We start from the raw sequence: 13,997 nt of genomic DNA on the forward strand, positions 1-13,997 counted from the left end.
CTCAGGCGATTGCCAGCCGGGGCGGCAGCGTGTCGATTGCGGCGATCTGCTGGCGGACGATTTCGTGGAACGACAGGGTGGGGTTGGCCTCTGCGAGCATGCCGATCTTCATCCAGAACTCGGCCTGCGCGTTGATCGAGCGGCACATTACCGCGCTCGCGCGGCGCACTTCTTCATGCAGGTCGTCGGCGATTTTCACGATGCCCAAGGCAAGTCTCCAAGGTGGATATATGGATCATATACATTCCATATATCGCCGGATCAACGGAGCCTGCGATCGACGAAGCGACCGAAAGGATGATCGAACCCCGCGGCGGACGAGAAATCCGATCCCGCAAAGGTTGCCGAGGATGGCGGGCGCGGGCGTGCTGCCGCAGTCGATGACCGCCAAGCAGCACCGCAAGCTCGCGGCGCCCGGCAGCGGCGAATAGGCAAGATTCCCCGGGCGGTTGCCAGTCTCCATGCGCAGTGCGAAGGGAACGGAAACGGGTCCGGGGGAGACGCCAGAGTGAAATTGCGATCGCTGCTGTTCGTGCCGGGGGATCGGCCGGAGCGTTTCGCCAAGGCGGCGGCGAGCGGAGCCGATGCGCTGATTCTCGATCTGGAAGATTCGGTCGCGCCGGAACGGAAAGCGGCGGCGCGCGCCGCGATTCGCGAGTGGCTGGAGTCGCCTGATCGCCCGGCGGTCAGTCTCGTGCGGGTGAATCCGTTAGACAGCGATGCAATTGCAGCCGATCTCGATGTAATTCTCGATGCGTGTCCCGACGGGCTGGTGCTGCCCAAGGCTGCCGGTGCCGCGTCGGTGACAGCGCTTCGCGAGCGGGCGGGGGCGGAATGCCCGCCGATTTTGCCGATCGCGACCGAGACGCCGGCGGCGTTGTTCCATCTGGGCAGTTATGGGGCGGTGGCGGAGGCGCTGCTGGGCCTGACCTGGGGCGCCGAGGATCTGCCCGCTGCGATCGGTGCCTCCAGCTCGCGGAACCCGGATGGCAGCTTCACGCCGCCCTATGAAATGGTGCGCGCGCTGGCATTGTTCGGTGCGCATGCGGCTGGCGTGGCGGCGATCGAGACGGTCTATCCCGACATCGCCGACTCGGACGGGCTGGCGGCGTACGTGGCGCGCGGGCGCCGCGATGGCTTTACCGGCATGATGGCGATTCATCCCGTCCAGATTGCCGTCATCAATGCCGGTTTCACCCCCAGTGCCGCCGAAATCGCGCACGCACAGGCAGTGGTTGCGGCCTTCGCGGCGAACCCCGGGGTCGGCGCATTGCGGCTGGCCGGACGGATGATCGATCGGCCGCATCTCGCGCAGGCGCAATCCGTACTCGCCCGCGCCGACGACTGAACCGCCGCGGCCGTTCGAATTTGCTGCAACTGCGAAGGCAGGAAGCATTGGCAGAACTCTGCCAATGTAACCGTTTTTAGTCTGACTGATTTTGTTGCGCCGCACAGTTGCGCAAAGGTTTTCTCTTCTGGCAAATATGGGATTTTTGCTGTTACATGGACAACACACCTTCCCTGTAAATCAAACCTGTCCAACAGATTTTACGCTGTCCGGTTGACAACAAGTACAGTCATGATAGCGATCACAGTGGCAGGGCAGCATTTCTGCTCGCATTGAGAACAGGCTCCAGCACGAACTGGTGCTGGCAGAGGAGGGGACATGAAAAGCTTCGGGAAATCGCAGGCGTTGGTGCGTTCGGCTTCGGTCATCGCAGTGGCTGCCTGCATGTTGGTTCCGGCTGTTGCCTTTGCGCAGGCCGACAACGCTGACAGCGGCGCGCAGGACGCGTCGCAGGAAATCGTCGTGACCGGCATCCGCGCCAGCCTCGAGCGGTCGATCGCGATCAAGCGCGACTCGCCGGGTATCGTCGACGCGATTTCGGCCGAAGACATCGGCAAGTTCCCCGACACCAACCTGGCGGAATCGCTGCAGCGTATCCCGGGTGTGTCGATCAACCGCACCAATGGCGAAGGCTCGCTGGTGACGGTGCGCGGCTTCGGTCCGCAATATAACATGGTCACGCTGAACGGTCGCCAGCTCGCGGCCTCGAACGTGTCGGTGGTCGGCGGCGACGAAAATGCCGACGGCGCGCAGGGCACGCAGCGTTCGTTCGACTTCTCGAACCTCGCGACCGAAGGTGTCCGCACGCTTGAGGTGTACAAGACCGGCCGCGCTGCCGTGCCGTCGGGCGGCATCGGCGCGACGATCAACGTCGTCACGCGCCGTCCGCTCGATCCCGGTGCCAAGGCGGGCTTCACCGGCAGCATCGGTGCCAAGGCGGTGTACGACACCAGCGTCGACGGCTGTCTCAATTGCGGCTCGAAGGTGACGCCGGAACTCTCGGGCGTCGTGAGCTGGACCGATGCGGAGCAGCGCTTCGGTGTCGAACTGTTCGGCAGCTACCAGAAGCGCAACTACACCTCGATCAGCGCGACGTCGAACGACTGGAACATCATTCCGTACAGCACCTTCGTGTCGGGCGGCTTTACCCGCAACAATACGGTGTGCCCGTCGAGCCAGACGACGCTGAGCGCGAGCTGCACCATCGTCAAGAACGCGCCGAGCGATCCCAACCAGCTCGTCGCGATCCCGAACGACAGCCGCTACCACTATGCCGAAGGTACGCGCGAGCGGATCAACGGCCAGGCCGTCGTCCAGTTCAAGCCCAGCGACGCACTGACGCTGACCGCCGACGCGCTGTTCGCGCAGAACCGCCAGCGCGAAACCCGTTCGGACCTCTCCAACTGGTTCAGCCGTCCGTTCGACGAAGTGCATTTCGACGGCAACACCACCGTCGCCACGGCCACCTATCTGCACGAGACGATCAACGGGGTGAAGGACGAGGGCTTCGAGGCCCAGAGCCGCGCGCAGAAGAGCCGGCTGCAGGATTATGGCCTGAATGCCGACTGGCAGCTGGCCAGCAACTTGTCGCTGCGCCTCGACGGCCATTACTCCAAGTCGGAAAGCCTGCCGGACAACCCCAATGGCGTCAGCTCCACGCTGGTCGGCATGGGCGCCAATGTCGTCGCCGCGCACTCGGTGGATTACAGCGGCGGCATTCCGCAGCAGGACATCACCATCGGTTCGACGCCGCTGACGGTGAATGCGGTGGGCAGCCAGGTGGGCCGCACCTATCGCTCGACGCAGGATCAGTCGGTCAAGGAACTCCGCGCCGATTTCGGCTGGGATCTGGGCGGCGGCAGCAAGTTCGACTTCGGTGCGAACTACCGCAAGACCGACATGCGCCAGACCTTTGTCGGCACGCAGCAGACGCTGGGCGACTGGGGTATTTCCAACCCGGGCGACGTGCAGCAGCTGGCGCCGGGCGCGCTCCAGTCCTTCTGCCTCGAATGCAAGTTCGACCAGTATAACCCCGGCAACGACCCGGATTCGAAGGTCGCCTTCCGCGGCGATGCTGCGAAAATCTATCCGATCCTGTCGTCCTATTATGCCGGCCGCGGCAATGCGGTGGGCATCACCAGCAACAACAACAACCGGGTGCGCGAAGACATCTGGGCCGCCTATGGCCAGCTGACCTGGAAGGGTGAAGTCGGCAATGCGCCGGCCCGCCTGGTTGCCGGCGTGCGCTACGAACATACCAAGTCGCGCTCGACCTCGCTGGTCGCGGTGCCGTCGGCGATCAACTGGGTTTCGGACAACGACTTCACCGTCGTGGTGTCGCTGACCAACACCACCCAGTTCGACCAGTCGCACTCCTATGACAACATCCTGCCGCAGGTCGACTTCCAGGTCGAACTGCAGCGCAACCTGCTGGCCCGACTGTCGTACAGCAAGACGATCGCGCGGCCGGATTACAGCAGCCTGTTCAGCGCCACCACGGTGGGCGGTCCGCCGCGTCCGACCAACAATGGCGGCGTTCCCAGCGCTTCGACCGGCAACCCCAATCTGTCGCCGCTCATCTCGGACAATTTCGACGCTTCGCTGGAATGGTATTTCAAGCCGGACAGCTATGTGTCGGTCGCGTTCTTCGACAAGCGGGTGCACAACTTCGTGGGCACCGGCCAGTTCAACTCGCCGCTGTTCGGCCTGCGCGATCCCAGCTCGGGTGCGGCAGGGTCGCGTTCGGGCGATGCGAAGAATGCGCTGAACGGGCTGGGTGCAGACATCAGCGACGTGAACTTGTTCGTCATGTCGGCGCTGATCCAGAACCGCGGATCGGTGGCGGCGGCGACTTCCGAGTTCCAGTCGCACTATAACAACACCACCCGCTCGCTCGACGACGCCTATGTCAAGGCGATCAACAACGCCTATGACCTGAGCGGCAATTCGGCCGACCCGCTCTACAACTTCCAGGTGTCGCAGCCGATCAACAACAAGGACGCCGAAATCTATGGCGTCGAACTGGCCGGCCAGTACTTCCTGGGCAAGACCGGCTTCGGCATCGCGGCCGCCTACACGCTGGTGCGCGGCGATGTCGGGTTCAACCTGGGCGCCAGCCCCGCACAGGACCAGTTCGCGCTGCTGGGTCTCAGCGACACGTTCAGCACCACGCTGATCTACGACAAGAACGGCATCTCTGCCCGTCTCGCCTATAACTGGCGCGACAAGTTCCTGTCGGGCATCAACCGCCAGGGCTCGCGTAACCCCGAGTTCACCGCGCCCTTCGGCCAGCTCGACATGAACATCAGCTACGAGATCACGCCGCAGATTGCCGTCACGCTGGAAGGCATCAACCTGACCAAGGAGAGCGTACGGACCTATGCCCGCGCGAAGAGCGAGCTTTGGTACGCACAGGAACTGGATCGCCGCTTCCTGCTCGGCGCGCGCTTCAAGTTCTGATGGGTTGCTAGAGGCAGGAGAGGGGGAGGGCCGTTGCCATGTGCAGCGGCCCTTTCCGCCTCCGCCAGTCGCTTCGCCGATCGCTTCCGGTTGAGGGGCGCCGGGCTTTCCGCCATGGTCGCTCCGCACGCCGCCGCAGGGGCGCGGCGGTAATGGGTGAAAGTTCATGACTAATCGGGTCGCGCTCGACAATGTGGCGCATCACGACCTCAAGGTGGCGCTGCGCCACGGCGCCGATTTTGGCGACTGCGTCAACCAGATGCTGCTGTTCCCGACCGAGTTCGTCGAGGCGCAGCGCGAATTTCCCATCCTGTTCCGCGACGATCCCGAAGAGGGGCTGCATGCCGTGGCGCTGCTTGGGCTCGACCGCGACGAAAATCTGTTCTTCGACGGGGAGCGCTGGACCAGCCGCTATGTCCCCGCGATCCAGCAGCGCGGACCGTTTTCGATCGGCGTGTCGGCCGACGGCAATACCGATGCCGGCCCGGTGATCCATATCGATCTCGACGATCCCCGCACCGGCGCGCCCGACGGTACGCCGCTGTTCCTGGAGCATGGCGGCGCCGGCCCCTATCTCGACCATATCGTCCGGGTGCTCCAGCGCATCTTCACCGGGATCGAGGACGCGAAGGCGCTCTATGCCAATTTCCAGGCGCTGGGCCTGCTGGAGCCCAATGTCATCGAAGTGCGGCTGAACGACGAGGAAGCCTATCGCATCGACGGTTTCCTGATGCTCTCATCGGAGAAGCTGGCCAGCCTTTCGACGGGTGCGCTGGAGCAGCTTCACGCTGCCGGCCATCTGGGCCTTGCCTATTTCGTCGCCGGCTCGCTCGGCAATATCAGCGGGCTGATCGAGCGCAAGAACGCGCGGCGCGCCGGCCAGTGAACGCCGCGGCGGCGATCGCTAGGCCCGTGCGCACGCTGGAAGGCGTGGCGCCGGATGCGATCCCGTACGACGCGCTGATGGCGGACCAGGCGCCGGTGATCCTGAGGGGCGTCGCCCGCCACTGGCCGCTGGTCCGCGCCGGGATCGCCTCACCCGTCGCCGCGATGGCCGAACTGCGCCGCTTCGATGGCGGCAAGCCGGTCGTCACTTTTACCGGCGCGCCCGAAATCGGCGGCCGTTTCTTCTATGACGCGGACCTGCGCGGCCTGAATTTCGAAGGCCGGCGGATGCCGCTGGCTGCCGTACTCGACCAGATCGTGGCGCAGGGCGAGGGTGGGGATGCGCCCTCGCTCTATGTCGGCTCGACCGATCTCGACCAGTATCTGCCGGGTTTCCGCGCAGAGAATGACGTGGTGCTCAACCACCCGATGTTTGCCGCGCATCCGCCGCTGGCGAGCATCTGGATCGGCACCCGCACCACCGCCACCTGCCATTACGACATGTCGCACAACATGGCGGTCTGCGCGGTCGGCCGCCGCCGCTTCACGCTGTTCCCGCCCGATCAGATCGCCAATCTCTATCCCGGCCCGCTCGAGCCCACGCCCGGCGGGCAGGTGGTGAGCATGGTCGATTTCGCCGCCCCGGATTTCACGCGCTTCCCCGGCTTTCGCGACGCCATGGCGGCGGCGCAGGTGGCGGAGCTGGAGGCGGGCGACCTGCTCTTCTACCCGGCGATGTGGTGGCACCATGTCGAGGCGCTCGCCCCGTTCAACATACTGGTCAATTACTGGTGGAACACCAGCCCGGCCTTTCTCGACACGCCGCAACTGACGTTGCTCCACGCACTGCTCAGCCTGCGCGACCGGCCGGCGCCGGAAAAGGCCGCCTGGCGGGCGCTGTTCGATTATTATGTCTTCGGCCCCGCCGAGCGCGCCGGGGCGCACCTGCCGGATCATGCCAAGGGGCCGCTCGCCCCCATCGACGCGGTGCAGGCGCGGCGGCTGCGCGCGCAATTGCTCAACAGACTCAATCGATAAGGCGAGGAGAGGGACAGTGCGGGACAGGCCGGTGAAGCGCGTGGTGGTCGCGGGCGGGGGCACTGCCGGCTGGATTGCGGCGGCGGCGCTCGCGCGGCTGATCGGCCCGCTGATCGAGATAAGCCTGATCGAATCCGATGAAATCGGCACGATCGGCGTCGGCGAAAGCACGATCCCGACCGCGCGCACCTTTCACCAGTTGCTCGGCATCGACGAGCAGGCGTTCCTGAAGGCGACCGGCTCCAGCTTCAAGCTGGGTATCCGCTTCGAGGACTGGGCGCGCGTCGGCGACCGCTATTTCCACAGCTTCGGCCAGATCGGCCAGGGCAACTGGATGGGCGATTTCCACCATTTCTGGCTGCAGGCACGGACCGAGGGCTGGGGCGGCGAACTCGACGATTATTGTTTCGAACTGCAGGCCGCGCTCGCCGAAAAATTCGCGCTGCCGACCGACGGCAAGAGCCAGATCAACTATGCCTATCATCTGGATGCCGGCCTCTACGCCCGCTTCCTCCGCCAGTTTGCCGAGCCGCTGGGCGTCACCCGCATCGAGGGGCGGATCGACGGCGTCGAGCAGGATGGCGAAAGCGGCTTCGTCACGGCGCTCACGCTCGCCTCGGGCCAGCGGATCGAAGGCGATCTGTTCATCGACTGCACCGGCTTTCGCGGTCTGTTGATCGAGCAGACGCTCAAGGCCGGCTATGAGGACTGGCGCCACTGGCTGCCGACCGACAGCGCGCTGGCGGTGCAGACGAGTTCGGTCGGCCCCGCGGTGCCCTATACCAAGGCGGCGGCACATCGCGCCGGCTGGCAATGGCGAATCCCGCTGCAGCACCGGGTGGGCAACGGCCTCGTCTATGCCAGCAGCCATATGGAGGATGACGCGGCGCGCGCCCTGCTCGAAAGCCGGATCGTCGGTGAAAAATTGATCGAGCCGCGCATCATCCGTTTCCGGGCGGGCCAGCGGCGCAAGCTGTGGGACAAGAATGTCGTCGCGCTGGGGCTGTCGAGCGGGTTCGTCGAGCCGCTGGAGTCGACCAGCATCCATCTGGTGATGATCGCGGTCACGCGGCTGGTCCAGCTCTTCCCGTTCGATGGCGTGGGGGAAGGCGTGGCCGCACGTTTCAACGCGCTGGGACAGGCGGAGATCGAGAAGATCCGCGATTTCATCATCCTCCATTATCATCTGAACCAGCGAAACGATGGCGGCTTCTGGGATCAAGTGCGCACGATGGCGATTCCGGACAGCCTCACCACCCGGATCGAGGCGTGGCGTGATGGCGCCATTGCCTGGCAGGCGGCCGACGATCTGTTCCGCGTCGATAGCTGGGTGCAGGTGATGCTGGGGCAGCGACTGATGCCGCGCGGCCATCACCATATGGCGGCGCTGTTGCCGGACGGGCAGCTGCGCGACGCGATGGCCGAACTGAAGGGCAAGATCGCAACCGCCGTGGCGAGCCTGCCGCCGCATCAGGCGTTCCTCGATCGCTATGCCGCCACGGATATGCCGGAGCCGGTCGCGGTATAGCCTATTGCCCGTGGCTCGCGGCCAGGCCGAGGTCCAGCACGACTGCGTTCAGCCGCCGGTTCAGCAGGTCCGAAAGCCCGGCATCGTGGCTGCGCAGATGGTCGATCCAGACGGAGCTGTCGACCAGGATCAAGCGGCGTCACTTTCGGGGTGACGACGGGGCGGGAGCGCGGCATCCGGCTCGCTGCCGCCCAGACGCGCAAGGCGGCGGGCGCTTTCGCGTTCGATCAGGGCGCTGAGCGCTTCCCGGACGAGGGAAGACTTTTCCTTGAGGCCGGTAAATGCCTGGGCCTTGGCGACGAGCGCATCGTCGAGAGCAATTGTGGTTCGCATCGGCGTTTTTCCTCGCAGGCACGATAATGGCATCAATTGATGCATATTCCAATGCCGGTTTGTAGCATGGGGGAATAGGCGAGGCCGGCGGGGCGGCCGAGCTCTTCCGGTACCGCGCGGGCGCCCGTACACGCTTTCAGGCAGAGGCTGCACCGTTCGTCGCAAATGGGCCGGGTGCGGCTTTACGGAAATGATGGTAAATCAGTGATTTACGATCATCAGCGGGCGGGCCGCCCGATTTGCGCGGCGGCCTGCGGGAACACCCCTGCAGAGGGCGCGCTTTGGCCATGCCCTCGCGAAGGGCTCACTCCCGTGCAGTCGCGATGGCGGAACCAACAGTTGAGAGGGAAGTCATGCGTACACTCACTACAACCTGTTTGACGGCGTTGGCAGCGTCCCTGCTTGCACCCGCCGCGGCTTCTGCCGCTCCGATCCTGGGCGGGGGGACCGCCGTTGACCTGACGGCCGCGCAGACCTTTGCCAGCCTTGGATTGTCGCTGTCTTCCTGGGGAACGGCCAGCATCACCCGGACCAGCAATACCAGCAATCCGGTCGCTACCTTCCTTGTCACCGGCGGCAGCCGCAATGACGCTACCAATGCGCTGCTGGTGGAACATGCCGGCTCTGGCCTGAACTTCAGCTCCGGCAGCAACCTGCTGCAGATCGGCAATTTCGAAATCGATACCGCCGCCGGTCTGGTGCGCGGCACGGCGACGGCCAACGGCACGGCGCTGGGCGTGGTGCCGCTGTTCACGCTGGGCTCCAACCTGTCGCTGGCGCTGACCAGCCAGGCGGCGGGCGCGTTCACCACCGTATTCGGTGCGCCTGACCTGACCGGAACCACGATCGGCAATGCCACGGTGAACGTGGTGCTCGGCGCCTCGGGCGTGCCGGAGCCGGCGAACTGGGCGCTGATGATCGGCGGGTTCGCCATTGTCGGCGCGGCGGTTCGGCACCGGCGTTCGGTGCGCGCAGCCATCGCCTGAGCTGTCGGAACCATGCTGCTGTCCTGCGGGAGGGCAGCACGGTGTGCGGCCGGGCTATTCCATGCCCGGCCGCGCGTTTCATTTTGTTGCAGCGCGGAAAATTTTCGCGATGTGTATTGTTGTATTATATCATAGATGTTAGGCGCTGACGGCAACGCATTAGAAACGCAGCCGGGGTTGCCCTTCATGTTCCGTACCGCTTTGCTTGCTTCCGCCGCTCTCCTCGCTTCTCCGGCCCATGCTGCCCTCGCAGACCCGGACAATGCAGCCGCTCCCCAGACCCCGCAGCAGAACAAGGAGCAGGATGCGGCGATCATCATCACCGCGCCCTATCGCCAGAGCGAGGCCGATGTGCTTTCGGGCACCTCGGTCGTCCGCGGCGAGGAACTGACGCGGGATTTGCGGCCCACCATCGGTGAGACGCTGGCGCGGCAGCCGGGCGTTTCCGCCAGCTCCTTCGGCCCCAGCGCGTCGCGGCCCATCCTGCGCGGCTTTCAGGGCGAGCGCGTGCGCATCCTCACCGACGGGATCGGCTCGATCGACGTGTCGAACACCTCGGCCGACCATGCCGTTATCATCGACCCGCTGCTCGCCGAGCGCGTGGAGGTGCTGCGCGGCCCCTCGGCGCTGCTGTTCGGGTCATCGGCGATGGGCGGGGTGGTCAATGTGATCGACAACCGCATTCCCCGTTCGGTGCCGGAAAAGGGCTATCGGCTCAACACCATTGCCACCTATGGCTCGGCCGCGAACGAGCGTTCGGTGGGAGGTGCCGGCGATGTTGCCGTCGGCAAGCTGCTCGTCCTCCACGCCGACGGCTCCTACACCAAGACCGATGACCTGAAGATCGGCGGCTATGCGCTGACCGATGCGAAGCGCGCCGAAGCGCTGGCCAGTGCCAAGGCCGCGCCGGCCGATCCGATCGACTTCGCCGCCAATGCGGCGGTGCGCGGCACGCTGCCGAATACCGCTTCCAAGACCTGGACTGCCGGTGTCGGTGCGGCGATCATCACAGATCGCGGCAATCTCGGCCTGTCCTACAGCCATTATGACAGCCTGTACGGCGTGCCGATCCGCTTCGCGACCCGGCCCGGCGACGGCCAGGAATCGCCGAGACTCGACGTGGTGCAGAACCGGCTCGATCTGCGCGCCGAAGTCGATGCCGACGGTGCCCTGCTCCAGAAGGTGCGCTTGCGGGCGGGCTTCGCCCAGTACCGCCATTTCGAGCTGGAACCCGATGGCGCGATCGGCACCGCCTTCTACAACAAGGGGCTGGAGGGCCGGCTGGAGCTGGTCCAGGCCGATCATGGCGCCTGGAAGGGCGCGTCGGGCGTGCAATATTTCAGCCGCAACTTCGACGTGAAAGGCGACGAGGCGTTTCTGCCCAAGAGCCAGACCAGCCAGATCGGCCTGTTCACGCTCCAGCAGCTCGATCTCGGCCGGGTGAAGGCGGAGGCGGGCGTCCGCTATGAGCGCACCGACCTGTCTGCCGACACACCTACCGGCGACGCGCGCTTCTTCGCTGGCAAGCGGCAGTTCGATGCAGTGTCGGGCTCGGTCGGCGCCTCGTACGGTATTTCCAGCGCGGTGCGGATCGGCCTGAACCTGTCGCATACCGAACGCGCGCCGTCGGCCGAGGAACTGTTCGCCAACGGCCCGCATGGCGGCACCGAAGCCTATGAGCTGGGCAGCCCCGGCTTCCGGCTGGAAAAGAGCTGGGGGATCGAAGCGACGCTGCACGCGCATGGCGACGGCTACAGCTTCGACAGCTCGGCCTATTATAACTGGTTCTCCAACTATATCTCCGACGCCCAGACGGCGCAGTCGGTGTGCGCGGCGGCTGCGGCGCCCAGCGGGCGAACGGTGGACCTGCCGTGCTTCCAGTTCACGCAAGCCGATGCGCATTATTACGGGTTCGAGGCCGAAGGATCGCTGCGGCTGGCACAACTGGGCGGCTATACGCTCAACGCCGACCTGCTCGGCGACTATGTCCACGCCAATATCGTCGATCAGGGGCCGGCACCGCGCATTCCGCCGGCGCGGGTGCTGGGCGGTATCGAGGCGCAGTCGGACCGGCTGAGCGGCCGGTTCGAGGTCGAGCATGTCTTCACCCAGAACCGCATCGCCGCGTTCGAGACGCGCACCAGCGGCTATACGATGGTCAACGCATCGGTGAACCTGAAGCCCTTCTCCGCCATGCCGGGGACGAGCATCATGCTGTCGGCGAACAATCTTCTGGACGTGAACGCGCGGCGGGCAAGCAGCTATCTGAAGGATTATGCCCCGCTTGCCGGCCGCGACATTCGCGTCACGTTGCGCTTCAGCCTGTAGGCGCGTCGAGCAGGTCGCCGATCGACCCGGCCGGGCTGGCTTCCGGGATGGCGCCCATCGCTGCGCTGATCCGGGCGGGATCGATCTTGGTGGCGGGCTGGGTCAGCATGTCGAATGCCTGCGCGCTGGGCAGCAGCTTGAATGCCGCGCCGTAGCGGGCACGCAGCGCCGTCAGCTTGTCCTCGCGCCCCAGCATCGCCAGCGCCACTGCCTGCCGTAGCACAGCGGCCTGGCCGGGGGCGGTAAGCCCCTTGGGCGAAGGCAGGGCGGGCTCGCTTTCGGTGACGAATGCGCCCCAGTTGCGGTTGCGCCAATGGATTTCGGCGCGGACGCTCGCGGCATCGGGCACGCCGTCCAGCGCGGCGACGGCGGCATCGTCGCGGCCCAGCCGGTGCAGCGCCACCGCCTCGATCCGCTTGCGGTCCCAGCGCATCGCGTCGGTATAGCTGGGCTGTTCGGTATTGCGCAGCGTGTCGAGCGCGCGGTCCGGCCGCCCGGCGAGCACATGCAGCGTCGCCACCTTCACCGAAAGCGGCCCCTGCGCCACGTCCTGCCGCCGCTGCATCAGCTGATATTCGAGCAATTCGGCGGAGCGGGCATAGAGCCCCACGGCCTCCAGCCGCCCGGCCAGTCGCAGCGCCAGCGCGTCGCCCTCCGCACCCGATGGCGCGAGTTCCTTATAGTCCCAGTAGAGCCCCGCCGCCTCGGGCAGGGGCACGCCGCTGTCCGGCGCCAGAATCGCCGACAGCCAGCCCTGGACTTCCGCCAGCATCTGCGCTGCCTCGGGGCCGGGCCGGAAATAGCGGAACAGCGTCGCCGCACAGCGCAGCGCTGCGCGCATATTATGCTGCTCGCGCGCCAGCCCATACTCGATGCGCAGCGCGGTTTCCTCGATCGTGCCGCCGCGCCAGCCGAAGCGCAGATCATCGAGCCGCTTGATCGCCTCGTCCGGGCCGACACGGTGCAGCGCCAGATCGGCCTGGATGCGCGCCAGTTGTGCGCCGGCAATCACTTCGGGGGTGCCGCTGCGCTCGGCCCGGGCAAAGCGCAACTGGCCGCCTTCGGGATCGCCCAGCACCATCAGCGCGCGGCCGCGCAGCAGATTGGCATTGGGGTCGGTATCGGGGAACAGCTTCAGCCAGGCGAGCGCCGGGCGGGCCTGGCCCACGGCGATGGCGGCCTGTGCCGCCGCGAGGGTGAACGGGCGACGTTCATAGCCGGGCCGGCCATTGATTGCCGGGATCGCGCAATTGATCTCGCGCGCGGCGGCGGCATCGTTGCCGCTATGCGCCAGCGCGCGCATCCGCCACGCACAGCCTTCTGCATTGCCCGAAAGTTCGTCGAGCGCCAGCGCCTGCACCGCTTCCTTGTCGCGCGCCATCAGCGTCAGCGCCGCGCCGGTGGCGAGTTGGAACTGGGCGACCAGCGCCAGATCCTCGTCGTCGCCGCGCATCGTCTCCAGCACGCCAAAGGCATCGGCGCCGCGCCCCTGGCGGATCAGCGACCCGGCATAGCGCCAGCGGGCGAGCTGCCGCGTTTCCGGCGTGGCGGAAATGAGCGCGGCCCAGGCCGCATCGTCGGTCAGCTCGGGCCAGTCGCCTTCGCCCTCGATCATGTCCATCTGCGCCAGCTCGGCGGCGAAGGGTGGCAGCGCGGTGGGACTCTTTACAGGCGCTGGTTCGGCAGCCGGCGCTGCCGCCGCGCTGGCGGCAGGCGAGGGCGCGGGTTCGGGCGGCTTGGGATCGGCGGCAATCGCCGCGCCGCTCGCGAGCAGCGCAACCAGCAGGGCGCGCATCACAGACCCCGCGTCAGCAGAAATGCCCCCAGCCCACCACCGATCGCGCAGGCGATCAGGAACAGCAGGGCAGGGACGATCGGCAGGCCGGCCGGCTTGGCCGGCGCAGCATTGCCTTCGATAACGGCATTGGCTGCGCCGGAGGCGCCGGCGCCCGCCGAAGCGCCACCGTTCGCGGCGGCGGCGCCGGTTCCGCCCGGGCGGCGATCGTCCTGGACGACACGAATCTTACCGGGGCGTTGATCGTGACTCATTGGTAATCCGTTAAGCGGTTCACCCCTATTATAGGATGAGTGC

Annotated in this window: 12 protein-coding genes; 7 read left to right on the forward strand and 5 right to left on the reverse strand. The window is 66.1% G+C overall.

The window, feature by feature from the left end:
- Position 1 precedes the first annotated feature (1 nt).
- Positions 2-208 carry a ParD-like family protein gene (locus ACT53K_RS11485; protein WP_476228787.1) on the reverse strand — a complete coding sequence of 69 codons (207 nt, stop codon included), beginning with the start codon at positions 206-208 and terminating at the stop codon, positions 2-4.
- Positions 209-508: 300 nt separating this feature from the next.
- Between ACT53K_RS11485 and ACT53K_RS11490 the strand changes: the two genes are divergently transcribed.
- The 5 genes from ACT53K_RS11490 (at position 509) to ACT53K_RS11510 (ending at position 8,258) form a co-directional block, all read left to right on the forward strand.
- Positions 509-1,348: an HpcH/HpaI aldolase/citrate lyase family protein gene (locus ACT53K_RS11490; RefSeq protein ID WP_476228788.1), complete on the forward strand. Its 840-nt coding sequence runs from the start codon at positions 509-511 to the stop codon at positions 1,346-1,348.
- 318 nt (positions 1,349-1,666) lie between these two features.
- Positions 1,667-4,807: a TonB-dependent receptor gene (locus tag ACT53K_RS11495; RefSeq protein ID WP_476228789.1), complete on the forward strand. Its 3,141-nt coding sequence runs from the start codon at positions 1,667-1,669 to the stop codon at positions 4,805-4,807.
- Between the two features lie 166 nt (positions 4,808-4,973).
- Positions 4,974-5,693 carry a SapC family protein gene (locus ACT53K_RS11500; RefSeq protein WP_476228790.1) on the forward strand — a complete coding sequence of 240 codons (720 nt, stop codon included), beginning with the start codon at positions 4,974-4,976 and terminating at the stop codon, positions 5,691-5,693.
- Entirely contained in the window at positions 5,690-6,730 is a 1,041-nt protein-coding gene (locus tag ACT53K_RS11505) for a cupin-like domain-containing protein (RefSeq protein ID WP_476228791.1), read from the forward strand. The genes ACT53K_RS11500 and ACT53K_RS11505 overlap by 4 nt, the downstream gene beginning before the upstream one ends.
- Before the next feature lie 16 nt (positions 6,731-6,746).
- A complete protein-coding gene (locus ACT53K_RS11510; protein ID WP_476228792.1) occupies positions 6,747-8,258 on the forward strand; it encodes a tryptophan halogenase family protein in 1,512 nt (503 codons plus the stop codon).
- A gap of 1 nt (position 8,259) precedes the next feature.
- Here ACT53K_RS11510 and ACT53K_RS11515 read toward each other — a convergent pair whose 3' ends face one another.
- Together ACT53K_RS11515 and ACT53K_RS11520 are read right to left on the reverse strand one after the other, a co-directional pair.
- Positions 8,260-8,391, reverse strand: a complete 132-nt coding sequence (locus ACT53K_RS11515) for a hypothetical protein (RefSeq protein WP_476228793.1) — start codon at positions 8,389-8,391, stop codon at positions 8,260-8,262.
- On the reverse strand, positions 8,388-8,591 hold the full coding sequence (locus tag ACT53K_RS11520) for a type II toxin-antitoxin system VapB family antitoxin (protein WP_476228794.1): 204 nt from the start codon (positions 8,589-8,591) through the stop codon (positions 8,388-8,390). Before ACT53K_RS11520 ends, ACT53K_RS11515 begins: the two co-directional genes overlap by 4 nt.
- Before the next feature lie 353 nt (positions 8,592-8,944).
- Between ACT53K_RS11520 and ACT53K_RS11525 the strand changes: the two genes are divergently transcribed.
- Together ACT53K_RS11525 and ACT53K_RS11530 are read left to right on the forward strand one after the other, a co-directional pair.
- Positions 8,945-9,577 carry a PEPxxWA-CTERM sorting domain-containing protein gene (locus ACT53K_RS11525; RefSeq protein WP_476228795.1) on the forward strand — a complete coding sequence of 211 codons (633 nt, stop codon included), beginning with the start codon at positions 8,945-8,947 and terminating at the stop codon, positions 9,575-9,577.
- A 186-nt stretch (positions 9,578-9,763) separates the two neighbouring features.
- Positions 9,764-11,905, forward strand: coding sequence for a TonB-dependent receptor (locus ACT53K_RS11530; RefSeq protein ID WP_476228796.1), 2,142 nt, complete (start codon positions 9,764-9,766; stop codon positions 11,903-11,905).
- Here the strand turns inward: ACT53K_RS11530 and ACT53K_RS11535 are convergent.
- Together ACT53K_RS11535 and ACT53K_RS11540 are read right to left on the reverse strand one after the other, a co-directional pair.
- Positions 11,895-13,700, reverse strand: coding sequence for a hypothetical protein (locus tag ACT53K_RS11535; protein ID WP_476228797.1), 1,806 nt, complete (start codon positions 13,698-13,700; stop codon positions 11,895-11,897). The genes ACT53K_RS11530 and ACT53K_RS11535 overlap by 11 nt on opposite strands.
- On the reverse strand, positions 13,700-13,954 hold the full coding sequence (locus ACT53K_RS11540; RefSeq protein ID WP_476228798.1) for a hypothetical protein: 255 nt from the start codon (positions 13,952-13,954) through the stop codon (positions 13,700-13,702). Before ACT53K_RS11540 ends, ACT53K_RS11535 begins: the two co-directional genes overlap by 1 nt.
- Positions 13,955-13,997 lie beyond the last annotated feature (43 nt).

This window comes from Sphingomonas sp. DMC8 (assembly GCF_056314185.1).

Excerpts from the sequence above, each read along its gene's own strand:
- ACT53K_RS11495 (WP_476228789.1), top strand. The coding sequence starts at position 1,667 with ATGAAAAGCTTCGGGAAATCGCAGGCGTTGGTGCGTTCGGCTTCGGTC.
- ACT53K_RS11500 (WP_476228790.1), top strand. The coding sequence starts at position 4,974 with ATGACTAATCGGGTCGCGCTCGACAATGTGGCGCATCACGACCTCAAG.
- ACT53K_RS11520 (WP_476228794.1), bottom strand. The coding sequence starts at position 8,591 with ATGCGAACCACAATTGCTCTCGACGATGCGCTCGTCGCCAAGGCCCAG.
- ACT53K_RS11525 (WP_476228795.1), top strand. The coding sequence starts at position 8,945 with ATGCGTACACTCACTACAACCTGTTTGACGGCGTTGGCAGCGTCCCTG.
- ACT53K_RS11530 (WP_476228796.1), top strand. The coding sequence starts at position 9,764 with ATGTTCCGTACCGCTTTGCTTGCTTCCGCCGCTCTCCTCGCTTCTCCG.
- ACT53K_RS11535 (WP_476228797.1), bottom strand. The coding sequence starts at position 13,700 with ATGCGCGCCCTGCTGGTTGCGCTGCTCGCGAGCGGCGCGGCGATTGCC.
- ACT53K_RS11540 (WP_476228798.1), bottom strand. The coding sequence starts at position 13,954 with ATGAGTCACGATCAACGCCCCGGTAAGATTCGTGTCGTCCAGGACGAT.